Annotated in this window: 19 protein-coding genes, 2 tRNA genes and 3 rRNA genes; 10 read left to right on the forward strand and 14 right to left on the reverse strand. The window is 56.8% G+C overall.

Going from position 1 to position 22777, the window contains the following annotated elements; all coding sequences use genetic code 11:
* Window positions 1-30 precede the first annotated feature (30 nt).
* Both gloB and mltD read left to right on the forward strand, forming a co-directional pair.
* Window positions 31-786: a hydroxyacylglutathione hydrolase gene (gene gloB / locus GKQ23_RS19275; protein ID WP_212409185.1), complete on the forward strand. Its 756-nt coding sequence runs from the start codon at window positions 31-33 to the stop codon at window positions 784-786.
* Between the two features lie 70 nt (window positions 787-856).
* On the forward strand, window positions 857-2236 hold the full coding sequence (mltD, locus tag GKQ23_RS19280; RefSeq protein WP_056233755.1) for a murein transglycosylase D: 1380 nt from the start codon (window positions 857-859) through the stop codon (window positions 2234-2236).
* Window positions 2237-2327: 91 nt separating this feature from the next.
* Here mltD and GKQ23_RS19285 read toward each other — a convergent pair whose 3' ends face one another.
* From GKQ23_RS19285 to gmhB, 8 genes are all read right to left on the reverse strand, one after another.
* Window positions 2328-3092, reverse strand: coding sequence for a class I SAM-dependent methyltransferase (locus GKQ23_RS19285; protein WP_056233753.1), 765 nt, complete (start codon window positions 3090-3092; stop codon window positions 2328-2330).
* Window positions 3093-3239: 147 nt separating this feature from the next.
* Window positions 3240-4034, reverse strand: a complete 795-nt coding sequence (locus tag GKQ23_RS19290; RefSeq protein ID WP_056233751.1) for an endonuclease/exonuclease/phosphatase family protein — start codon at window positions 4032-4034, stop codon at window positions 3240-3242.
* A gap of 237 nt (window positions 4035-4271) precedes the next feature.
* Window positions 4272-4348 (reverse strand) — tRNA-Asp (locus tag GKQ23_RS19295).
* Window positions 4349-4446: 98 nt separating this feature from the next.
* Window positions 4447-4562: ribosomal RNA gene (gene rrf / locus GKQ23_RS19300) — 5S ribosomal RNA — on the reverse strand.
* A gap of 228 nt (window positions 4563-4790) precedes the next feature.
* A 23S ribosomal RNA gene (locus GKQ23_RS19305) occupies window positions 4791-7697 on the reverse strand.
* 217 nt (window positions 7698-7914) lie between these two features.
* Window positions 7915-7989, reverse strand: a tRNA-Glu gene (locus GKQ23_RS19310).
* Between the two features lie 91 nt (window positions 7990-8080).
* Window positions 8081-9620: ribosomal RNA gene (locus GKQ23_RS19315) — 16S ribosomal RNA — on the reverse strand.
* Together the 16S, 23S and 5S rRNA genes with 2 tRNA genes alongside form the textbook arrangement of a ribosomal RNA operon.
* A gap of 411 nt (window positions 9621-10031) precedes the next feature.
* On the reverse strand, window positions 10032-10592 hold the full coding sequence (gene gmhB / locus GKQ23_RS19320) for a D-glycero-beta-D-manno-heptose 1,7-bisphosphate 7-phosphatase (protein ID WP_101506335.1): 561 nt from the start codon (window positions 10590-10592) through the stop codon (window positions 10032-10034).
* A 188-nt stretch (window positions 10593-10780) separates the two neighbouring features.
* On the opposite strand from gmhB, the gene metN reads away from it, so the two are divergent.
* The 6 genes from metN (at window position 10781) to proS (ending at window position 16534) form a co-directional block, all read left to right on the forward strand.
* Complete coding sequence (gene metN, locus GKQ23_RS19325; protein WP_056236346.1) at window positions 10781-11812, forward strand: methionine ABC transporter ATP-binding protein MetN; 1032 nt, start codon at window positions 10781-10783, stop codon at window positions 11810-11812.
* On the forward strand, window positions 11805-12458 hold the full coding sequence (locus GKQ23_RS19330; RefSeq protein ID WP_056236344.1) for a methionine ABC transporter permease MetI: 654 nt from the start codon (window positions 11805-11807) through the stop codon (window positions 12456-12458). Before metN ends, GKQ23_RS19330 begins: the two co-directional genes overlap by 8 nt.
* A 36-nt stretch (window positions 12459-12494) precedes the next feature.
* Window positions 12495-13310, forward strand: a complete 816-nt coding sequence (locus GKQ23_RS19335) for a MetQ/NlpA family lipoprotein (protein WP_056236342.1) — start codon at window positions 12495-12497, stop codon at window positions 13308-13310.
* Between the two features lie 150 nt (window positions 13311-13460).
* Complete coding sequence (gene rcsF / locus GKQ23_RS19340; RefSeq protein ID WP_056236340.1) at window positions 13461-13862, forward strand: Rcs stress response system protein RcsF; 402 nt, start codon at window positions 13461-13463, stop codon at window positions 13860-13862.
* An 89-nt stretch (window positions 13863-13951) separates the two neighbouring features.
* Entirely contained in the window at window positions 13952-14659 is a 708-nt protein-coding gene (tsaA, locus tag GKQ23_RS19345) for a tRNA (N6-threonylcarbamoyladenosine(37)-N6)-methyltransferase TrmO (protein ID WP_212409186.1), read from the forward strand.
* Window positions 14660-14815: 156 nt separating this feature from the next.
* Window positions 14816-16534: a proline--tRNA ligase gene (proS, locus tag GKQ23_RS19350; RefSeq protein ID WP_056236338.1), complete on the forward strand. Its 1719-nt coding sequence runs from the start codon at window positions 14816-14818 to the stop codon at window positions 16532-16534.
* A gap of 56 nt (window positions 16535-16590) precedes the next feature.
* Here proS and arfB read toward each other — a convergent pair whose 3' ends face one another.
* Window positions 16591-17007 (reverse strand): alternative ribosome rescue aminoacyl-tRNA hydrolase ArfB, encoded by a 417-nt coding sequence (arfB, locus tag GKQ23_RS19355; RefSeq protein WP_056236336.1) that lies wholly within the window; start codon window positions 17005-17007, stop codon window positions 16591-16593.
* Complete coding sequence (locus GKQ23_RS19360) at window positions 17004-17558, reverse strand: YaeQ family protein (RefSeq protein ID WP_056236335.1); 555 nt, start codon at window positions 17556-17558, stop codon at window positions 17004-17006. The genes arfB and GKQ23_RS19360 overlap by 4 nt, the downstream gene beginning before the upstream one ends.
* A 131-nt stretch (window positions 17559-17689) precedes the next feature.
* On the opposite strand from GKQ23_RS19360, the gene GKQ23_RS19365 reads away from it, so the two are divergent.
* Together GKQ23_RS19365 and rof are read left to right on the forward strand one after the other, a co-directional pair.
* Window positions 17690-17890 (forward strand): YaeP family protein, encoded by a 201-nt coding sequence (locus GKQ23_RS19365; RefSeq protein ID WP_056236333.1) that lies wholly within the window; start codon window positions 17690-17692, stop codon window positions 17888-17890.
* Window positions 17877-18140 carry a Rho-binding antiterminator gene (rof, locus tag GKQ23_RS19370; RefSeq protein ID WP_056236331.1) on the forward strand — a complete coding sequence of 88 codons (264 nt, stop codon included), beginning with the start codon at window positions 17877-17879 and terminating at the stop codon, window positions 18138-18140. Before GKQ23_RS19365 ends, rof begins: the two co-directional genes overlap by 14 nt.
* Before the next feature lie 52 nt (window positions 18141-18192).
* Here the strand turns inward: rof and GKQ23_RS19375 are convergent, their stop codons facing one another.
* From GKQ23_RS19375 to GKQ23_RS19390, 4 genes are all read right to left on the reverse strand, one after another.
* Complete coding sequence (locus GKQ23_RS19375) at window positions 18193-18498, reverse strand: cytochrome c (RefSeq protein WP_056236400.1); 306 nt, start codon at window positions 18496-18498, stop codon at window positions 18193-18195.
* A gap of 16 nt (window positions 18499-18514) precedes the next feature.
* Entirely contained in the window at window positions 18515-20035 is a 1521-nt protein-coding gene (gene tilS, locus GKQ23_RS19380) for a tRNA lysidine(34) synthetase TilS (RefSeq protein WP_249168432.1), read from the reverse strand.
* A 77-nt stretch (window positions 20036-20112) separates the two neighbouring features.
* The gene (locus tag GKQ23_RS19385; protein ID WP_101506333.1) at window positions 20113-20508 is read right to left on the reverse strand and encodes a VOC family protein; all 396 of its coding nucleotides are present in this window, start codon (window positions 20506-20508) and stop codon (window positions 20113-20115) included.
* Between the two features lie 68 nt (window positions 20509-20576).
* Complete coding sequence (locus GKQ23_RS19390) at window positions 20577-22727, reverse strand: lysine decarboxylase LdcC (protein WP_212409187.1); 2151 nt, start codon at window positions 22725-22727, stop codon at window positions 20577-20579.
* Between the last annotated feature and the right edge of the window lie 50 nt (window positions 22728-22777).

A 22777-nucleotide genomic window follows, 5' to 3' on the forward strand; every position in this document is an offset into this window, starting at 1 on the left:
CCTTCCGTTACCAGCACACAGAGGTGAATAATGAATCTTACCAGCATTCCGGCCCTGCAGGATAATTACATCTGGACCCTCAATGATGATGCAGGTCGCTGCCTGATCGTCGACCCGGGCGAAGCGCTGCCGGTACTCAGCCTGCTGGAGAAAAATCAGTGGCAGCCAGAGGCTATATTACTGACCCATCATCACCACGATCATGTCGGCGGCGTGGCGGAATTGTGTGACCGTTTTCCCGGCTTAACGGTGTACGGACCGGAAGAAACCCGCGGCAAAGGGACCAACTTTATCGTGGCAGATGGCGACGACATCACCGTATTGGGAAACAAATTCACCGTTTTTTCCACGCCGGGTCACACTTTAGGACATGTCTCATATTTCAGCTTCCCTTATCTTTTCTGCGGAGACACAATGTTTTCCGGCGGATGTGGCCGACTTTTTGAAGGCACACCCAAGCAGATGTTTGAGTCTTTTCAAGTTATTAATGCACTCCCTGCCGATACGCTGGTCTGCTGCGCCCATGAATATACATTATCCAATTTAACCTTTGCGCACACCATTGACCCTGATAATGCCGAAATAACGCAGTACTACCATAAAATTAGAGAGTTACGTGCAAAAAACCAGATAACTTTGCCGACAAAGCTGGAACTGGAAAGAAAAATTAATGTATTTCTGAGAACGCAAGATACTGAATTACAGAAGTTAATTGGCTTCGAAACATCCCCGCAACATGAGTGGCAGGTTTTCGCGACTCTACGCGAGAAGAAAGACACTTTTTGAATTTAAGGTTGTGTTGTCAGGATCGAGCACGTATCATTGCTCGTCTTTTAAGCGAACTATTGACACACACATGAAGGCTAAAGCGATATTACTCGCCTCAGTCTTGCTGGTGGGGTGCCAGGCATCAAGGCACGATGCTAACATCCCCGTACAGCATGCACAGAGTTTGTCTTCGGCAGGTCAAGGTGAAAATGGACAGTACTCAGATGAGTTGTTGTCTCCGCGCTGGCAGGATGATGGAACGACCCTGGCGCAGGGCAGAGATCTGTGGAATTTCATTAGCGACGAGCTGAAGATGAAGGTTCCGGATAATTACCGGATACGCGAACAAAAACAGAAGTACCTGAGTAACAAGAGCTATCTCCACGATGTAACATTACGGGCAGAGCCGTATATGTACTGGATAGTCGAGCAGATTAAGCAACGTAAAATGCCGATGGAACTGGTACTACTACCCATAGTGGAGAGCGCTTTTGACCCCCGCGCAACGTCTTCCGCCAATGCCGCAGGCATCTGGCAGATCGTGCCGCAGACGGGTAAAAATTATGGTCTTAAGCAGACCCAGTGGTATGACGGGCGACGTGATGTCGTGGCGTCGACCAAAGTTGCTCTGGATATGATGCAACGCCTTAACGACATGTTTGACGGTGACTGGTTACTGACCGTTGCTGCGTATAACAGTGGTGAAGGCCGCGTGATGAAGGCGATGAAGGCAAATAAAGCCCGTGGACGACCTACGGACTTCTGGTCTTTAGCGCTGCCGAGAGAAACGACGGTCTATGTGCCTAAAATGCTGGCCCTGGGGCAGATCCTCAAGAACAGCAAGCGCTATGGCGTGCGTCTGCCGACACCGAACGAATCCCGCGCTCTGGCGCGTGTAGAAGTCGGTCAGCAGATTGAGCTGACGCAGGCGGCCGAAATGGCCGGCATGTCGCTCAGCAAACTGAAGAGCTTTAATACCGGCTACAAGCGTGGCACGACGGCACCTAATGGTCCTCACTACATTATGGTACCGAAGTCTAACGTAGCCAAACTGCGCAATTCCCTGGCAACGGGTGATATTGCTGCGGTACAGCCAACTTCGCTGGCAAATAACGTCGCGTCATCTTCCTCCTATAAGGTGAGGAATGGCGATACGCTGTCGGTGATTGCCAAACGGCTGAATGTGTCGGTGAAGGACCTGCAGCGGGCAAATAATTTGCGCGGGGCCAGTATTAAACCGGGGCAGACGCTGACTATTGGCGGAAGTGGATCGAAACTGGCAGATAACGGCGACAGCATCACCTACCGCGTTCGTAAGGGTGATTCTCTGGCCAGTATCGCAAAACAGCATGGTGTGAAAATCAAGGACGTGCAACGCTGGAACAGCGTTGCAGGCAACAGCAAGAACCTGCAGCCCGGCGTGAACCTGACGCTGTTTGTTGCTGATAACACCAGGCCAGACAGTTAAGATCGGTGGCTTAAGGCCAATAAAAAACCCGTCTCCGGACGGGTTTTTTTATGCCTTTTTAGGGGCGGTCGGGTCGGGCTTCTTTGCCCTTTTACGGGCGGGTTGCTTCAATAAAGATGATGTCGGTATGAAAACTGCCATCAGGCTGCAGCTCATAGTAGCGCTGAACCTCTTCTGCCGCACTCTGCTGGTACAAACGGATAGCATCAACCAGCGTCTGTGGCGTGCGCATACGCGCGACCCAGCTGCTGAACTCCAGCCCCAGCCGCCCCTGAGTTATCGCCGAGATGCGCAGGCCGGCTTCGGTCAGCAGAGTCAGCCACTCGCCCGGCCCGTAGTTACGCACGTGAGAGGTGTCGCGCAGCGCTTCGATTGTCTGCAGCCAGATGTCCAGCGGTGGGCTGCCCGGCGCGCACACGTCCATAATAATTACGCTGCCGCCCGGTTTAAGCACCCGTCGCGCTTCGCGTAAGGCGCTACCGACGTCATGCCAGTGGTGCGCCGAGTAGCGGCTGATTACGACATCAAATTCGCCGTCGGCAAACGGCAGCTGCTCAGCGTAACCCTGTCGGGTGCTAAGACGATCGTAACCCCGTTCTGCCGAGGTCTGTTTCACTACTTCCAGCATTCTCTCCGACAGATCGTACGCCACCACCTCTGAAACGTGCTGTGCCGCGACAAAGCTGGCATGCCCTGCCCCACAGCCAAGATCGAGCAAACGCGCAGCGGGAGCCTGTGACAGACGTTCTGCCAGCTGCTGTAGATCCTGCCCGCCGGCGTGAACCGCGCTGGCTAAGTAGGCTTCCGCCCGATCGCCAAACTGATGCTCAACGTGTTGATGATGTTTGATGCTCATTGACCCTCCTGGTTAAACGCGCTCAGACCACCAGACGACGAACGGGATAGCCTGCTGTGGTGTAACCTGCAGCTCAAAGCCCAAACCAGTCTGTGTAGCCTGTAGCCTGTAGCCTGTAGCCTGTAGCCTGTAGCCTGTAGCCTGACGTTACAGAGGGTTAGGGTGGAATTCAACCAGCAACGGGTTATGATCGGAGGCGCGGGTGACCAGCACCGAGGCTTCCGCCACGCCCATACCGCGATAGAAAACGAAATCCAGCGGGCGGCCAAACGCTTTACGCCGGTGATCGTCAGTAAAGCGTACCTCCCGCAGCCCCATTTCTCGGGCAAAGCGGTACAGAGCGTTAATGCGCTGGCGGCTCCAGGCGTTGAAATCTCCGGCCATGATCACCGGGCCCTGATGGTGAACGATCTGTTCGCCGATAGGCCCCAGCTGCTTGCTGTAAACATCGATACCGAGGCTGAAATTCACCGCGTGAATATTCACCACCATCAGCATCTGACCGCCGGGCAACGGATAAGCGGTGACCAGCGCCGACTTGGCCAGCCGCAGCAGCGGCTCACGCTCCCGTAACGGGCAGCAGTAAACCGGGTGGGCAGAGGCCAGCGTCATCACGCCGGAGGGGTGCTGAGGCAGCACAAAGGCCGGCACCTGGTCGGCAGCGAGGTAGTTACTGGTGGCGAAATGCACCAGTTCAGGGGTGGTTTGCGCTTCCTGCAGCAGTACCAGATGGGCATCTTTACCGAAATTCTGCAGCACAGAGAGCCACTCGGCTCGCTGCTGCTTGAAGATGTTCCAGACCAGCACCTTCAGGGTGTTTTCGGTGGTCAGCGGCGCGCCAGGTGGTAATGCCTGTCCGACATGGAGCATGGCACCCGGAGGGAAAATACGCTCCACGGGCTGCCCTGCTACGTATCTCATGGCATATGTTTTTTTCCGCACGTTACCGCCTGCACTTATTACAACAAAAGAGACCTGTTGATCAGTTATAGGGACTTTACCCCTCACTTTCAATTGTCAGGCGTGAAATTCAGTCCGGCAGAAGGTAAGTAAATGCAAAAACCAACAGTCCAGACAGGCTAAAAATGCCGTTTAGCGGCCGACTGGCAGGAAAAAGGTGAGTAAAACACAAAAGAAAAAAGCCCTGAGTCAGATGACTCAGGGCTTTCTCTGTTTAAGTGGCGGAACGGACGGGGCTCGAACCCGCGACCCCCTGCGTGACAGGCAGGTATTCTAACCAACTGAACTACCGCTCCACCGATTCTGTACTGATATCAGAAAACGTCTGATTTCAGGTAACTCGCCGTTACCTTGTCAGGGGTAACGTCATGACTCGTTAAGAGTCTTAATTGATGCCTGGCAGTTCCCTACTCTCGCATGGGGAGGCCCCACACTACCATCGGCGCTACGGCGTTTCACTTCTGAGTTCGGCATGGGGTCAGGTGGGACCACCGCGCTAAAGCCGCCAGGCAAATCTTTTGTGCCGTCCTGTGTCTTTTGCACTGATGCTGCGTTGGCTGCGCTCGTCACCTCAGTCACATACTGGTGTATGCTCCTTCACTGCCTTCGCTTGCCGCCTTGCCTCAGTACAAAATCCTTCGGACTATAGTCCGCAGAACAACTGAATTCTTTATCCGGTAAAACAAGCTGAAAATCTTTGCGTCTCTCATAACGCTACCAGAACGCTTCTGGCGTTGTAAGGTTAAGCCTCACGGGTCATTAGTACCGGTTAGCTCAACGCATCGCTGCGCTTACACACCCGGCCTATCAACGTCGTAGTCTTCAACGTCCCTTCAGGGGTCTCAAGGACCCAGGGAGAACTCATCTCGAGGCAAGTTTCGCGCTTAGATGCTTTCAGCGCTTATCTTTTCCGCACTTAGCTACCGGGCAATGCCATTGGCATGACAACCCGAACACCAGTGGTGCGTTCACTCCGGTCCTCTCGTACTAGGAGCAACCCCTCTCAATTCTCCAGCGCCCACGGCAGATAGGGACCGAACTGTCTCACGACGTTCTAAACCCAGCTCGCGTACCACTTTAAACGGCGAACAGCCGTACCCTTGGGACCTACTTCAGCCCCAGGATGTGATGAGCCGACATCGAGGTGCCAAACACCGCCGTCGATATGAACTCTTGGGCGGTATCAGCCTGTTATCCCCGGAGTACCTTTTATCCGTTGAGCGATGGCCCTTCCATTCAGAACCACCGGATCACTATGACCTGCTTTCGCACCTGCTCGAGCCGTCACTCTCGCAGTCAAGCTAGCTTATGCCATTGCACTAACCTCACGATGTCCGACCGTGATTAGCTAACCTTCGTGCTCCTCCGTTACTCTTTGGGAGGAGACCGCCCCAGTCAAACTACCCACCAGACACTGTCCCCACGCCGGATTACGGCGCCAGGTTAGAACATCAAACGTTAAAGGGTGGTATTTCAAGGATGGCTCCACGCAGACTGGCGTCCACGCTTCAAAGCCTCCCACCTATCCTACACATCAAGGCTCAATGTTCAGTGTCAAGCTATAGTAAAGGTTCACGGGGTCTTTCCGTCTTGCCGCGGGTACACTGCATCTTCACAGCGAGTTCAATTTCACTGAGTCTCGGGTGGAGACAGCCTGGCCATCATTACGCCATTCGTGCAGGTCGGAACTTACCCGACAAGGAATTTCGCTACCTTAGGACCGTTATAGTTACGGCCGCCGTTTACCGGGGCTTCGATCAAGAGCTTCTCCTTGCGGATAACCCCATCAATTAACCTTCCGGCACCGGGCAGGCGTCACACCGTATACGTCCACTTTCGTGTTTGCACAGTGCTGTGTTTTTAATAAACAGTTGCAGCCAGCTGGTATCTTCGACTGCCTTCGGCTCCACCCGCGAGGGGGTTCACCTACCGACAGCGTGCCTTCTCCCGAAGTTACGGCACCATTTTGCCTAGTTCCTTCACCCGAGTTCTCTCAAGCGCCTTGGTATTCTCTACCTGACCACCTGTGTCGGTTTGGGGTACGATTCGATGTTACCTGATGCTTAGAGGCTTTTCCTGGAAGCAGGGCATTTGTTACTTCAGCACCGTAGTGCCTCGTCATCACACCTCAGCGTTAGTAAGGTCCCGGATTTACCTAAGACCTCCGCCTACATGCTTAAACCGGGACAACCGTCGCCCGGCTAACATAGCCTTCTCCGTCCCCCCTTCGCAGTAACACCGAGTACGGGAATATTAACCCGTTTCCCATCGACTACGCCTTTCGGCCTCGCCTTAGGGGTCGACTCACCCTGCCCCGATTAACGTTGGACAGGAACCCTTGGTCTTCCGGCGAGCGGGCTTTTCACCCGCTTTATCGTTACTTATGTCAGCATTCGCACTTCTGATACCTCCAGCAGACCTCACAGTCCACCTTCGACGGCTTACAGAACGCTCCCCTACCCAACAACATTTACATGTCGCTGCCGCAGCTTCGGTGCATGGTTTAGCCCCGTTACATCTTCCGCGCAGGCCGACTCGACCAGTGAGCTATTACGCTTTCTTTAAATGATGGCTGCTTCTAAGCCAACATCCTGGCTGTCTGTGCCTTCCCACATCGTTTCCCACTTAACCATGACTTTGGGACCTTAGCTGGCGGTCTGGGTTGTTTCCCTCTTCACGACGGACGTTAGCACCCGCCGTGTGTCTCCCGTGATAACATTCTTCGGTATTCGCAGTTTGCATCGGGTTGGTAAGCCGGGATGGCCCCCTAGCCGAAACAGTGCTCTACCCCCGAAGATGAGTTCACGAGGCGCTACCTAAATAGCTTTCGGGGAGAACCAGCTATCTCCCGGTTTGATTGGCCTTTCACCCCCAGCCACAAGTCATCCGCTAATTTTTCAACATTAGTCGGTTCGGTCCTCCAGTTAGTGTTACCCAACCTTCAACCTGCCCATGGCTAGATCACCGGGTTTCGGGTCTATACCCTGCAACTTAACGCCCAGTTAAGACTCGGTTTCCCTTCGGCTCCCCTATACGGTTAACCTTGCTACAGAATATAAGTCGCTGACCCATTATACAAAAGGTACGCAGTCACACCACGAAGGTGCTCCCACTGCTTGTACGTACACGGTTTCAGGTTCTGTTTCACTCCCCTCGCCGGGGTTCTTTTCGCCTTTCCCTCACGGTACTGGTTCACTATCGGTCAGTCAGGAGTATTTAGCCTTGGAGGATGGTCCCCCCATATTCAGACAGGATGTCACGTGTCCCGCCCTACTCATCGAACTCACAGAATATGCGCTTTTGTGTACGGGAGTATCACCCTGTACCCTGCGACTTTCCAGACGCTTCCACTAACGCACAAACTGATTCAGGTTCTGGGCTGTTCCCCGTTCGCTCGCCGCTACTGGGGGAATCTCGGTTGATTTCTTTTCCTCGGGGTACTTAGATGTTTCAGTTCCCCCGGTTCGCCTCATGCCACTATGTATTCATGACATGATAGTGTGTCGAAACACACTGGGTTTCCCCATTCGGGTATCGTCGGTTGTAACGGTTCATATCACCTTACCGACGCTTATCGCAGATTAGCACGCCCTTCATCGCCTCTGACTGCCTAGGCATCCACCGTGTACGCTTAGTCGCTTAACCTCACAACCCACAAGCGTCCCGAAGGACAACTCGAAAGCTGCAAGCATTTGAGAGACTCGAACATATCGTTGACTTCATTCTTATTACGGAGAATGAAAACGATACGTCATTTCAATTTTCAGCTTGTTCCGGATTTTTAAAGAGCAATATCTTAAAGCAGACTCGAAAGTCATCTTTAAGATACGATGGAGACACCTTTCACCTGTCACCAAGCAAGTGGCGTCCCCTAGGGGATTCGAACCCCTGTTGCCGCCGTGAAAGGGCGGAGTCCTAACCGCTAGACGAAGGGGACACTGGATCATGTCTCGACTTCGCAGCCGTCTTGCTCATTACTTTTTCATCAGACAATCTGTGTGGACACTACGCGGGAATGTATCTTGAGGTAAGGAGGTGATCCAACCGCAGGTTCCCCTACGGTTACCTTGTTACGACTTCACCCCAGTCATGAATCACAAAGTGGTAAGCGCCCTCCCGAAGGTTAAGCTACCTACTTCTTTTGCAACCCACTCCCATGGTGTGACGGGCGGTGTGTACAAGGCCCGGGAACGTATTCACCGTAGCATTCTGATCTACGATTACTAGCGATTCCGACTTCACGGAGTCGAGTTGCAGACTCCGATCCGGACTACGACGCACTTTATGAGGTCCGCTTGCTCTCGCGAGTTCGCTTCTCTTTGTATGCGCCATTGTAGCACGTGTGTAGCCCTGGCCGTAAGGGCCATGATGACTTGACGTCATCCCCACCTTCCTCCGGTTTATCACCGGCAGTCTCCTTTGAGTTCCCGACCGAATCGCTGGCAACAAAGGATAAGGGTTGCGCTCGTTGCGGGACTTAACCCAACATTTCACAACACGAGCTGACGACAGCCATGCAGCACCTGTCTCACGGTTCCCGAAGGCACTAAGGCATCTCTGCCGAATTCCGTGGATGTCAAGGCCAGGTAAGGTTCTTCGCGTTGCATCGAATTAAACCACATGCTCCACCGCTTGTGCGGGCCCCCGTCAATTCATTTGAGTTTTAACCTTGCGGCCGTACTCCCCAGGCGGTCGACTTAACGCGTTAGCTCCGGAAGCCACGCCTCAAGGGCACAACCTCCAAGTCGACATCGTTTACAGCGTGGACTACCAGGGTATCTAATCCTGTTTGCTCCCCACGCTTTCGCACCTGAGCGTCAGTCTTTGTCCAGGGGGCCGCCTTCGCCACCGGTATTCCTCCAGATCTCTACGCATTTCACCGCTACACCTGGAATTCTACCCCCCTCTACAAGACTCTAGCCTGCCAGTTTCAAATGCAGTTCCCAGGTTAAGCCCGGGGATTTCACATCTGACTTGACAGACCGCCTGCGTGCGCTTTACGCCCAGTAATTCCGATTAACGCTTGCACCCTCCGTATTACCGCGGCTGCTGGCACGGAGTTAGCCGGTGCTTCTTCTGCGGGTAACGTCAATCGACGAGGTTATTAACCTCATCGCCTTCCTCCCCGCTGAAAGTACTTTACAACCCGAAGGCCTTCTTCATACACGCGGCATGGCTGCATCAGGCTTGCGCCCATTGTGCAATATTCCCCACTGCTGCCTCCCGTAGGAGTCTGGACCGTGTCTCAGTTCCAGTGTGGCTGGTCATCCTCTCAGACCAGCTAGGGATCGTCGCCTAGGTGAGCCATTACCCCACCTACTAGCTAATCCCATCTGGGCACATCCGATAGCGTGAGGCCCGAAGGTCCCCCACTTTGCTCTTACGAGGTTATGCGGTATTAGCTACCGTTTCCAGTAGTTATCCCCCTCTATCGGGCAGTTTCCCAGACATTACTCACCCGTCCGCCACTCGTCACCCAAGAGCAAGCTCTCTGTGCTACCGTTCGACTTGCATGTGTTAGGCCTGCCGCCAGCGTTCAATCTGAGCCATGATCAAACTCTTCAATTAAAAGTTCGATTTGCTGAAACAAGTGCAGCGATGCTCATCTGTAAAACGTCATAATGAATTTCATTATGTGTTCACTCGTGAGACTTGATATTTTTTGACACCCGAAGGTGCCTGATATCAATCCTGCGAGTGCCCACACAGATTGTCTGATAAATTGTTAAAGAGCGGTGCAATCAGTGCCGAAGCTTCCTGTTGCGAGGTGGCGTATATTACGCTTTCCTCCTTCGGAGTCAACTCCTTTTTGAGAAGTTTTTTCCGGCGATTCAGAACTTTCTGAACCTCTCAACACGCTGGCCTGTAAGCCGTTGTTCCGTGTCGATGGAGGCGCATTATAGGGAGCCGCTCCGGGAACGCAAGTGGAAATCTTAAATTATTTTCCACTTGCTTAAAGTTCACTCGCAACGCTGCATTTTAAGACTGTTTGATGCGTGCAGGCAGCTCTTTCAGGCTGTTGAGCACCCAATCCGCTGCACTTTCACCTTCTGCAGTGACGGGTTTACCGCTACGGACTAATACTTTTTTACCTACTCCGGCAGCGGCAGCGGCCTGCATATCTTCAATTTTATCGCCAACCATATAAGAAGCCGCCATATCAATGTTCAGCTCTTGCTGCGCGGACAACAACATGCCCGGCTGTGGCTTACGGCATTCACACCGCTGGCGCAGCTCTTCTACTATTGCTTCCGGATGATGCGGACAGAAATAGATGCCATCCAGATCGACATCACGATCGGCCAGCGACCAGTCCATCCATTCGGTCAGCTGCATAAACTGATCTTCACTGAACATGCCGCGGGCAATACCGGACTGGTTGGTCACCAGCACCAGCGCGAAGCCCATCGCCTTCAGTTCACGCATGGCGTCGATCGCACCGTCGATAAACTCAAAGCTGTCGATTTCAGAGACGTATCCGTGATCGACATTAATAGTGCCATCACGATCGAGAAAAACTGCCGGAACCTTATTAGCCACTGACTTACTCCTGATAAAGATTTGCCGTCGATTATCGCATGATTAACATAATAAGGAGAACGGGCGTTTGGGCGACTTAGATTGATTTAGACGTCTGGATGCCTTAACATCCACATCAACACCCTTTTAGTGCGGATACACTAAACTGGACACCACGGACAACACCCACCGCGATAATAAATAAATCAATGATTAAACTTTCCCATATCACCAAAGTGTTCCAGCAGGGTACACGCACCATCACCGCGCTGACCGACGTCAGCCTTGAGGTGCCTGCCGGACAAATTTATGGCGTTATCGGCGCTTCCGGTGCCGGTAAAAGTACGCTGATTCGCTGCGTTAACCTGTTAGAACGCCCGACATCAGGCCAGGTGCTGGTTGATGGCCAGGACCTGACGCGCCTGTCCGCCGGTGAACTGACGCTGGCACGCCGCCAGATTGGCATGATCTTCCAGCACTTTAACCTGCTTAACTCGCGCACGGTGGCCGGTAACGTCGCGCTGCCGCTGGAGCTGGGCAACCTGTCCAAAGCCGATATCGCTCAGCGTGTGACTGAATTACTGGAACTGGTTGGCCTTGCGGATAAACGCGATGCCTGGCCCGCTAACCTCTCCGGCGGACAGAAACAGCGCGTGGCGATTGCCCGTGCGCTGGCCAGCAACCCGAAAGTGCTGCTGTGTGATGAAGCCACCAGCGCGCTGGACCCGGCAACCACCCGTTCGATCCTCGAGCTGCTTAAAGACATCAACCGGCGTCTGGGCATTACCATTCTGTTAATCACCCATGAGATGGACGTGGTGAAACGCATCTGCGATCGGGTGGCGGTGATCAGCAACGGCCAGCTGATCGAGCAGGACACGGTAAGCGAAGTGTTCTCTCACCCGAAAACCCCGCTGGCGCAGCAGTTTATCCAGTCAACGCTGCATCTGGACATTCCGGAAGACTATCTGCAGCGCCTGACCCCAACGGCAACCGGCGGCAAGGTGCCGCTGCTGCGCATGGAGTTCACCGGTCAGTCGGTGGATGCCCCGCTGCTGTCGGAGTCCGCGCGTCGGTTCAACGTTAATAACAACATTATCAGCGCGCAGATGGATTACGCCGGCGGCGTGAAGTTCGGCATTATGCTGGCCGAGATCCATGGAGAGCCGCAGGACACCGCAGCGGCCATCGCATTCCTGCATGAGCATCACGTAAAGGTAGAGGTATTAGGTTATGTCTGAGGCAATGATGTGGTTAATGGGCCGCGGCATTTGGGAAACCCTGATGATGACCTTTGTCTCCGGCTTCTTTGGTTTCGTACTCGGCCTGCCGGTCGGGGTGCTGCTGTACGTGACGCGTCCGGGGCAGATTATCGCCAACCCGGCGGTGTATCGCGTGCTTTCGGCAACGGTCAATATCTTCCGCTCTATTCCGTTTATCATCCTGCTGGTCTGGATGATTCCGTTTACCCGCGCCATCGTCGGTACCTCGATTGGCCTGCAGGCGGCGATCGTGCCGCTGACCGTGGGTGCCGCGCCCTTTATTGCGCGTATGGTGGAGAACGCGCTGCTGGAACTGCCGGGTGGCCTGATTGAGGCCTCACGCGCGATGGGTGCCACCCCGCTGCAGATCGTGCGCAAAGTTTTACTGCCGGAGGCGCTGCCGGGTCTGGTCAATGCCGCTACTATTACTCTGATTACTCTGGTGGGCTACTCGGCCATGGGCGGCGCGGTCGGTGCCGGCGGGCTCGGGCAGATTGGTTATCAGTACGGCTACATCGGTTACAATGCCACGGTGATGAACACGGTATTGGTTCTGCTGGTCATTTTGGTGTATTTAATTCAGCTCTGTGGCGATCGCATCGTTCGTGCGGTTACTCACAAGTAAACATAACGGTAAGTTCTCTCTATTTAAGGAAGGGATATGTCTTTTAATCTTAAAACGTTTGCCGCCGTTGGCGCGCTGATCGGCTCACTGGCACTGGTGGGTTGCGACCAGAAGGCCAAAGATCCAAACCACATTAAAGTGGGTGTGATCGTCGGTGCAGAGCAGCAGGTTGCTGAAGTGGCGCAGAAAGTGGCCAAAGATAAATACGGCCTCGACGTTGAGCTGGTGACCTTTAACGACTACGTGCTGCCAAACGAAGCGCTGAGCAAAGGTGACATCGACGTTAACGCCTTCCAGCACAAGCCTTACCTGGATCAGCAGATTAAAGACCGCGGCTATAAGCTGGTCTCCGTCGGCAACAGCTTCGTCTACCCGATCGCCGGTTACTCGAAGAAAATCAAATCGCTGGATGAACTGAAGGCCGGCGATCAGGTGGCTATCCCTAACGACCCGACTAATCTTGGCCGTTCACTGCTACTGCTGCAGAAAGTAGGTCTGATCAAGCTGAAGGATGGCGTGGGCCTGCTGCCAACCTCGCTGGACGTGGTAGAGAACCCGAAAAACCTGAAGCTGGTTGAGCTGGAAGCCCCTCAGCTGCCGCGCTCGCTGGACGATCAGCAGATCGCCCTGGCGGTGATCAACACCACTTACGCCAGCCAGATTGGCCTGACTCCGGCAAAAGACGGCATCTTTGTTGAAGACAAAGACTCTCCGTACACCAACCTGATCGTGGCCCGCGAAGATAACAAAGACGCGGAAAACGTGAAGAAATTCGTGCAGGCCTATCAGTCTGACGAAGTGAACGACGCCGCGAACAAAGTGTTCAACGGCGGCGCAGTGAAAGGCTGGTAAGTTCAGCCGACGGGCGGCTCCGGTCGCCCGTTTCTCTTTCTCCTCTCCCCTTGCCTGACCGATTCCCTGCGACTCCTCCGCTCTCTGCTTGTTATTTCCCTGCTGGCTTGGTTCAATAACGCCACTTTTTACTGAACATAAGGATTCCCCATGCGTGCTTTGCCGCTTTGTCTGTTAGCGTTCGCGCTGACAGGGTGCTCACTGGTGCCTAAACCTTACAAACCGGTCACCCCGCTGCCGCCGTCAACGCAGGCAGAGCCGGAACGCACCAAAACGGCTCCGCGCCCTGCCCCGGTGAAGCTCTATACCGATGCTGCGGACCTGGTCAGCAAACCGTTCCGCGATCTGGGTGAAGTCTACGGGGAAGACTGCCAGAGCAGCGCCCAGGACTCGCCGCCGAACCTGGCGACCGCGCGTAAGCGGCTGCAGGTGCGTGCCTCCGGCATGAAGGCCAACGCGGTGCTGGTACACAAGTGTGAGATCGTCACCTCTGCTCCGGGTTGCTACCGCCAGGCGATTTGTCAGGGCTCAGCCCTCAACGTTGCCAAATAAACGCTCCTGCGCGGGCGACCTCTTTGCGTGGCCGGCCTCCTCTCTGGCAGGCCACTTCACCGCATTCAGCCATGACGAGTAAAGCCACTATGTCCACTTTTTCCTTCCAGCAGATCGGCACTATTCACTCCCCGTGGAAGGAGAAATTTGCCGTGCCCAGACAGCCCGGCCTGATTGCCGACGGCGGCGGCGAACTGCGTTTGCTGCCCCCCTATAATCAGCCGGATGCGGTCAGGGGGCTGGAGGCGTTCAGCCATCTGTGGCTGGTGTTTGTTTTCCACCAGACGATGGCCGGTGGCTGGCGACCGACCGTACGCCCGCCACGCCTCGGCGGCAACGCGCGCATGGGCGTGTTTGCCACCCGTTCCACCTTCCGGCCGAACCCGATCGGCATGTCGCTGGTCGAGCTGAAGGGCATCCGCTGCGAACAGCAGCAGGTGATCCTCGAACTGGGCAGCCTTGACCTGGTCGACGGCACGCCGGTGATCGACATCAAGCCCTACCTGCCGTTTGCCGAATCGGTGCCGGACGCGCGGGCCGGTTTTGCCCAGCAGGCACCCGCTGCCGATATGCCGGTCATCTTTACCCCGTCAGCACGCGAGCAGCTGCACGGGCAGCTGGCACGCTACCCGCACCTTGAACGCTTTATCAGCCAGGTGCTGGCGCAGGATCCGCGTCCCGCTTACCGCAAGGGCGAAGAGCCCGAGCGCGAATATGCCGCCTGGCTGCTGGACTTTAACGTGCGCTGGCGGGTGACCGCTGCGGGTACCGAAGTCACCGGCATCGATCCGCGTTAATTTTACCGGACATCTTTTGACTCACCGGTCACGCTGTTACACTAGCCGCCAGGATTTTGACACCCTATTTTACCCCCTGGTGAATTCAGCCGGCCTGCGGCCGGCCAAATGACCGATCGGGGGTAGTAGCTTTCCGTTTATATGGAACCTTAACTCATGCGTACTACTCAATACCTGCTCTCCACCCTTAAGGAGACCCCTGCCGACGCCGAAGTGATCAGCCACCAGCTGATGCTGCGCGCCGGGATGATCCGCAAACTGGCTTCCGGTCTCTATACCTGGCTGCCAACCGGCCTGCGCGTGCTGAAGAAAGTTGAAAACATCGTGCGCGAAGAGATGAACAACGCTGGCGCGATTGAAATCTCCATGCCGGTGGTTCAGCCTGCGGACCTGTGGCAGGAGAGCGGACGCTGGGAGCAGTACGGCCCGGAGCTGCTGCGCTTTGTCGATCGCGGCGAGCGCCCGTTTGTGCTTGGCCCGACGCATGAAGAAGTGGTCACCGATCTGATCCGTAACGAACTCAGCTCCTACAAGCAGCTGCCGCTGAACCTGTTCCAGATTCAGACCAAGTTCCGTGATGAGGTGCGCCCGCGCTTTGGCGTGATGCGTTCACGCGAATTCATCATGAAGGATGCGTATTCGTTCCATACCACCCAGGAATCTCTGCAGGAAACCTACGACGCGATGTACCGCGCCTACAGCCAGAGTTTCAGCCGCATGGGCCTCGACTTCCGCGCGGTAGATGCAGATACCGGCTCGATCGGCGGCAGCGCCTCGCATGAGTTCCAGGTGCTTGCCCAGAGCGGTGAAGATGACGTGGTGTTCTCAACCGGTTCCGACTATGCGGCCAACATTGAGAAAGCCGAAGCCGTCGCGCCGGCCGCAGGCCGCGCTGCGCCAGCGGAAGCGCTGAGCCAGTTCGCTACCCCGGACGCCAGAACCATCGCCGAACTGGTGGCCCAGTTTGGCCTGCCGGTGGAAAAAACCGTGAAAACGCTGATGGTGAAAGCCACCGCAGAGAGCGGCCATACGCTGGTTGCGCTGCTGGTACGCGGCGATCACGAGCTGAACGAAATCAAAGCCGAGAAGATTGAGATCGTTGCCGCCCCGTTAACCTTCGCCACCGAAGAAGAGATCCGTGCGCTGGTTAACGCGGGTCCGGGTTCACTCGGCCCGGTCAACCTGCCGATGCCAATCGTCGCCGACCGCACCGTTGCAGCGATGAGTGACTTCAGCGCTGGCGCCAACATCGACGGCCAGCACCTGCGCGGCATTAACTGGGAGCGTGACCTGCCGCTGCCGCAGGTTGCAGATATCCGTAACGTGGTGGAAGGCGACGCCAGCCCGGACGGTCAGGGTACCCTGCAGATTAAACGCGGTATCGAAGTGGGCCATATCTTCCAGCTCGGCACCAAATACTCGGAAGCGATGAAAGCCACAGTTCAGGGTGAAGATGGCCGCAACCAGGTGATGACCATGGGCTGCTACGGTATCGGGATCACCCGCGTAGTGGCGGCGGCCATTGAGCAGAACCACGACGAGCGCGGCATTATCTGGCCGGCGGCGCTGGCGCCGTTCCAGGTAGCGATCCTGCCGATGAACATGCACAAGTCGTTCCGCGTGAAAGACCTGGCCGAAGAGCTGTACGCTACCCTGCGGGCGAAAGGGATTGATGTGATCCTTGATGACCGTAAGGAGCGTCCGGGCGTGATGTTTGCCGATATGGAGCTGATTGGCGTGCCGCACAGCATCGTGATTGGCGAGCGCAACCTCGACAATGAAGAAGTTGAATACAAAGCGCGCCGCAGCGGCGACAAACGCATGCTGAAAACCAGCGAAATCGTTGATTTCCTGGCCGGCGAACTGGGCGTTTAAGCCCGTTCGCTACGCATCAGCCACCGCCTGAGGCGGTGGCTTTTTTTTGCCGCAAGCTAATCGCCCTTCACGCGCCCACGCAACGATTTAGTCGCTGACTGACGCGCTTTGCCTTCCAGCCGGCGTTTTTTCGACGCCAGGGTTGGCCGCGTTGCCCGCCGCGTTTTCTCCACTACCGTCAGCTCCTGAATCAGGTTCTCCAGCCGCTTCATCGCCGCCTCGCGGTTCATCTCCTGGCTGCGGTACTCCTGCGCTTTGATAATCACCACCCCGTCCGGAGTGATCAGATGGTGGCTGGCGGCCAGCAGGCGCTGCTGATAGAACTCGGGCAGGCTGGAGGCGCGGATATCAAAGCGCAGGTGGATAGCGGTTGAACTTTTATTCACGTGCTGACCACCGGCACCCTGCGCGCGGATCGCGGTAATCTCGATTTCGGCATCGGGAATGGTGACGCTACGTGACAAAATAATCATCTGAGCTTCCCGTTTTCCAGCCACTGCTCAAAGGTGATTTCCAGATGATGCGTGTCATCCGACAGCCAGATGGTGCCGTCCTGAATGGTGGCCTGCAGCGTCATGGAGCGCGAAGCCAGCGTGGTCAGGGCGCTGAGCTGTTCATCGTTCAGGTAGCGTACCGTCAGGTTGTCGTGTTGCGTCAGCCTGTTCTGATGCTGCTGCCACCACGGCTGCGCCGCACGCCAGTTATAAGCATACAGCCAGACCTGCTGTGAGCGGCTACAGCCTTTTTTGATGCGACGCTCGTCCGGCAGGCCGAGGTCAATCCACACGTCAATGCCGTTGTGATCGTTAAGCTGCCAGAGTTCCGGCTCGTCTTCGGCGCTCAGGCCGCGGGTGAAGCTCAGCCGTTCGTTGGCGTGCACCAGCCAGGCCAGCAGCCGCAGCATCAGACGCTCTTCCGTTTCCGAGGGGTGACGGGCCAGCGTCAGGGTGTGATCGAGAAACACGTTGCGGTCCATATCCGCGACGTTAACCGTGGCTTTGTAAATCGTTGCTTTCAGTGCCATAAGGATCCTTATCGTCGTTGCCGGCTATTGTACCTGATGCACCCGTAAATCACCTGTCGGCTGGCTGATTTCCCATAAATGGCTGTGCTATAGTCGGAGAATAGCCAGAGAAAAAGCTGAAGGAGGTACCTGTGCAACAGTATTGTGAGTTAGTTCGCCGCAAATATGCCGAGATCGGCAGTGGCGCTCTGGGGTACGTGCCGGATCCGCTGGCGTGCGCTTTGAAAGCACTTGATGAGGTAGCGGCCAATCCTGAGCTACACTCTTCCATCAGGGAACAGGCAGCCTTTGCTGCCGCCAACTTATTGGTGAGCGACTATGTTGACGAATGAAGCCTACACCCCGATCAATTGCGATGATTACGACAACCTGGAGCTGGCCTGCCAGAATCAGTGGCTGCTGGCGCTGGAGCTGAAGGACGGTGAAAAGCTGAAGGCGAAAGCCAAAGATATGGTCTCGCGTAAAAACGTGGAATATCTCAGCGTTGAAGAGGCGGGGAGCCTGCGCGACCTGCGCCTCGATCATATCGCCAGCTTCAGCCACCCGGATCTGGGCACCATTGTGGTCAGCGAATCCGACTAACCTGTGCTGCACGGATAGCAACGGGGCGGATGATTATCCGCCCCGTCTGTTTTCAGGGCTGCAGCCCGGCGTAATACGCGGCCAGGTCGGCCAGATCCTCATCACTTAATCCCGCCACAAACGCTTTCATCACTTCCGCCTGCCCGCCGCTGCGCCCGCCGGACTTATAGGCCTGTAACGCCAGCTCCAGATAGGGTGCCGGCTGTCCGGCCAGATTCGGATAGATCGGCGCGACCGCCTTGCCCTGGGCTCCGTGGCAGGCCAGACAGCGCGCCGACTTCTCCTGCCCGCGGCTGGCGTCGCCTGCGGCCAGTGCCGGCAGGCTGGCGGCCAGCAGCAGGGTTAATATCATCTTCATCATTGCTCTCTTAAGGTTACCGGCGCCAGCGGATCTGCCAGGCCGTTGCGACGGACTGCGGCTCGGCTTCACGGGTAATAAACAGGCCCGCGGCGGCCATCAGGCAATCGCCATAAAAAATCAGCGGGATGCGTTCGCGCTGCCAGGGCGGCACCGCCAGCTCCTGCCACAGCTTTTTCAGCGGACGGCTGCCGTTGCGCCCGACGATATGAAAGCGCCCCTGCGCCTGAAAACGCACGCTGACCGCCTCACCAGGCAGCGGCGGGCGCAGGAGAAACAGCACATCGCCCGGCGGCAGAATATTGCCCGCCGCATCTCCGGACGACAGTGAACCACAGGCATCTGATGCGGCGAGTGCCGGCAACGTGCCACCACTACCTGACGCGGCCAGCCACGGCCTGGTTACGTTATCAACCGGCAGCAGCGCGATGTCTGTCTGCTGCGCTTCTGGCACCGGCTGGCCGTCCTGATTTGACCGGCTGCCATCCTGCGCCTCCGGCTGCGGGCCAGGCAGAAGCTCACCCAGACCCTCCGGCAGCGGCAGCGGCTTCCAGGGTGCCGGCCACGGCAGCATCACGTCGCTCACGCTGGCGAGCAGCGGCAGCCAGTACAGCCGTTCGCGAAAGCGGCGCACTTCCGCCTTGCCGATACGCAGACGCGGCTCGGCGTCGGGACGGGCACAAACCACCTCCTGCCACAGTTTTTGCAGCCCGGCGCGCGACGGCATGCCGCCCTGGCAACGGGCAATCCAGCGCCGCATCAGCGCAGAGCGCCGCGCTTCGCTGAGCGATAGCAGCGGTACCACGTCGAGGCTGCCGTCGGCGGCCACCAGCGCCTGTAGCGACTCCGCCAGCAGCTCGTCCAGCAGTTGCTCCTGCTCGCCACATAAGGCCGCGCTGCGCGCGCTGGCGGCGGCGAAGTGCGGCCAGCGCGAGGCCAGCAGTGGCAGCACCTGCAGGCGTAAGAAGTTGCGATCGTAGCGCGGATCCTGATTGCTCTCATCCTCAATCCAGCACAGCTGGTGCTCCGCCGCCCAGCGCTCCAGCTGGCCACGACCTTGCGCCAGCAGCGGTCGCAGGTGACGATGTTCGCCCAGCCGGCCGTCCAGCGGCATCGCCGCCAGCCCGGCCGGGCCGCTGCCGCGCTTCAGCGCCAGCAGCAGCGTTTCGCTCTGATCGTCCTGATGCTGCGCGGTGAGCAGAGCTTCTCCAGGCTGAAGCCGCTGCCGCAACGCCTGATAGCGCGCCGCGCGCGCTGCCGCTTCCACCCCGCCTTCGCGGACGTCCAGCTGCACCCTGACCACCTCGAGCGCCACCTGCCACTGCGCGCACTGCTGACGGCAGTGCTCTGCCCAGCCATCAGCATGCGGGCTAAGACCATGGTGGATATGCACCGCACGCAGCCGCAGTTCGGGCCGCTGCCGGCGCAGCAACACCAGCTGATGCAGCAGCACGCTGGAATCAAGGCCGCCGCTGTAGGCCAGCATCACAGCCTGTTCGGCCACCAGCAGCGGTTCAAGATGGGCAAGAGCGGACATGAGATTACCTGAACAGAGTGCGTGAATCGTCGGATGATTGCTTAACCCTCGCGGGGTGAGGGTTAAGGCGCTCTATTCTATGCCTGATAGAGCTCTAACGGCAAACCGTCAGGGTCACTGAAGAAGGTAAACAGCTTACCGGTGAGCGGATCGGTGCGCACCGGCTCACAGGACACCTCATGCGCGGTCAGGTGGGCAATGGCCGCATCCAGGTCGGTGACGCTGAAGGCCAGATGACGCAGGCCGCAGGCTTCCGGGTGAGACGGCCGCGCGGGCGGGAAAGGAAACGAGAACAGCTCAAGGGTATAGGCACCGTTCAGCGCCAGATCGCCTTTCCACGAGTCGCGCGCTTCGCGGTAAACCTCGCCCATCAGCGTGAAGCCAAGAATTTTGGTATAGAACACCTTACTGACGTGGTAATCGCTGGCGATAATCGCCACGTGGTGCACCTTCGTTAACGTTAAACCCGACATGTTAGCTCCTTACAACGGATAGTCAGCCCCCTGCCGCGCGCATCGCCAGGGGGCGGTATGACAGCATCTTACGCCAGCGGGCCCTGCCGCAGTACTCGCACCTGATACTCGCCCTCCTCCGTCAGGGTCGCACCGTGGATGTCGGTTTCAAAGCCCGGATACTGCTCGCCGATACTGCACAGCATTAACAGGAAATCGAGCACCGCGCGGCTCTCTTCGGTGATCGTCTCACCCGGCATCACCAGCGGCACCCCCGGCGGATAGGGCAGGATCATATTGGCCGACACCCGCCCGATCAGCTGGCCGATCGGCACCGTTTCCACGTTGCCCTTGATCTGCTGCTGGAACATCTGGTGTGGCGTAAGTCTCATTTCCGGCAGCATAGCGAAGGCCTTTAACATCAGGCGCGGCAAATCATGCTGGCGGATCAGGCCATGGATGCCCGCCGCCAGCGTCTGAATGCGCATGTTGCGGTAGAAGTCAGGGTCTTGCGCATAGAGATCCGGCAGCATGTTCTTCACCCGCAGGTTCAGGTCATAAGCACGTTTAAACTCGGTCAGGCCGCGCAGCAGGCTCATCGCTTTAGTTTTATCAATGCCGATGCTGAACAGGAACAGCAGATTATACGGGCCGGTTTTCTCCACCACGATGCCGCGCTCGTCGAGGAACTTCGCCACCAGCGCGGCCGGGATCCCCTCACCGCTCATCTCACCCAGCTCGCTCATGCCGGGGGTGAGGATCGTCACCTTGATCGGATCGAGGTACATATGATCGGCATCCGCATCGCGGAAGCCGTGCCACTCCTCCTCACCCGGCTGGATCGGCCAGCAGGCAGGCTGAACGATACCGTCGGGCTGCCAGATATCGAAGAACCAGCCCTCTGACTCTTCACGCAGCCGCTGGACTTCGCGGCGGAAGTGCAGCGCCCGTTCCACCGAACGGTTAATCAGCCGCCGCCCCGGGTTGCCGCGCAGCATCGCGGCGGCGGTCTCAATCGACGCGACGATGGCATAGTTGGGCGAGGTGGTGGTATGCATCATATAGGCTTCATTAAAGGTCTGCTCGTCGTAATCCCCCTTAATGTGGATCAGCGAGGCCTGTGAAAATGCCGCCAGCAGCTTATGGGTCGACTGGGTTTCATAGATCACCTTACCCGGCGTGCGTTCACCGCTCATGCCGCTGAGCCCCTGATAGATCGGATGAAAGTTGGTATAGGGCACCCAGGCCGAGTCAAAGTGGATCGAAGGCACCTCCAGCGTCTCTTTGATGTAGCGGGTGTTGTAGAGCAGCCCGTCATAGGTGGAATTAGTGATCACGGCGTGCACCGGCCAGCTGGCGCGCGGCGTTTCTGCAACCTTAAGCGCGATACTTTCTCGGGTAAATTCGCGTTTCGGAATGCCGCCGAGGATGCCCAGCGCGTTGCGGGTCGGTTTCAGCCAGATCGGCACAATATCGCTCATCATCAGCAGATGGGTCAGCGACTTATGGCAGTTCCTGTCCACCAGCACGGTGCTGCCCGCCGGGGCGGACACCATGCCGACGATCTTGTTTGAGGTCGAGGTACCGTTAGTCACCATATAGCTCTGCTCGGCGCCGAAGGTGCGGGCGATATACTCTTCCGCTTCCAGATGTGGCCCGGTGTGATCGAGCAGCGAACCGAGCTCGGTGACCGAGATCGAGATATCGGCCTTCAGCGTATTGGCACCGAAGAAGTCGTAAAACAGGCAGCCGACCGGGCTCTTCTGGAAGGCGGTGCCGGCCATATGTCCCGGCGTGCAGAAGGTGTATTTTCCCTCTTTGACGTAGTTAAACAGCGCCCGGGTCAGCGGCGGCGTAATGGTCTCCAGATACTCATCCGTATACTGACCAATGTGCTGGGCGATATCTTCGGCGGCGTTCAGTGCGTACTCAAAGAACCACAGCGTCATGCGCATCTCGTTGATGCTGACGTCCATCGTTGAATGGGTGTTGATAAAGGCGTAAAGCGGCAGGTACTCGTTCAGCTGGTTCAGTTCACTGCACAGCTCGAGGCTGTACTCATCCCAGTCGAAAATCACGCCGCAGATGCGGGGATTATGCTCCACCAGCTTAATCAGCCCGCTGGCCTCCTGCAGCCAGATGGTCTGAAAACCGCGGGCTTTTAACGCGGCGTCCAGTTCACGGATCGGTTCATCTTTATAGAATGCGTTATGCGGCCCGACGATCGCGATGATATTCAATGCTTACCTCCATGCGCCGCGGGCAAGCCCTGCCCGCGGCGATTAAAAAG

The sequence above is a fragment of the Erwinia sp. E602 genome, assembly GCF_018141005.1.
Taxonomy (GTDB): Bacteria; Pseudomonadota; Gammaproteobacteria; order Enterobacterales; family Enterobacteriaceae; genus Erwinia.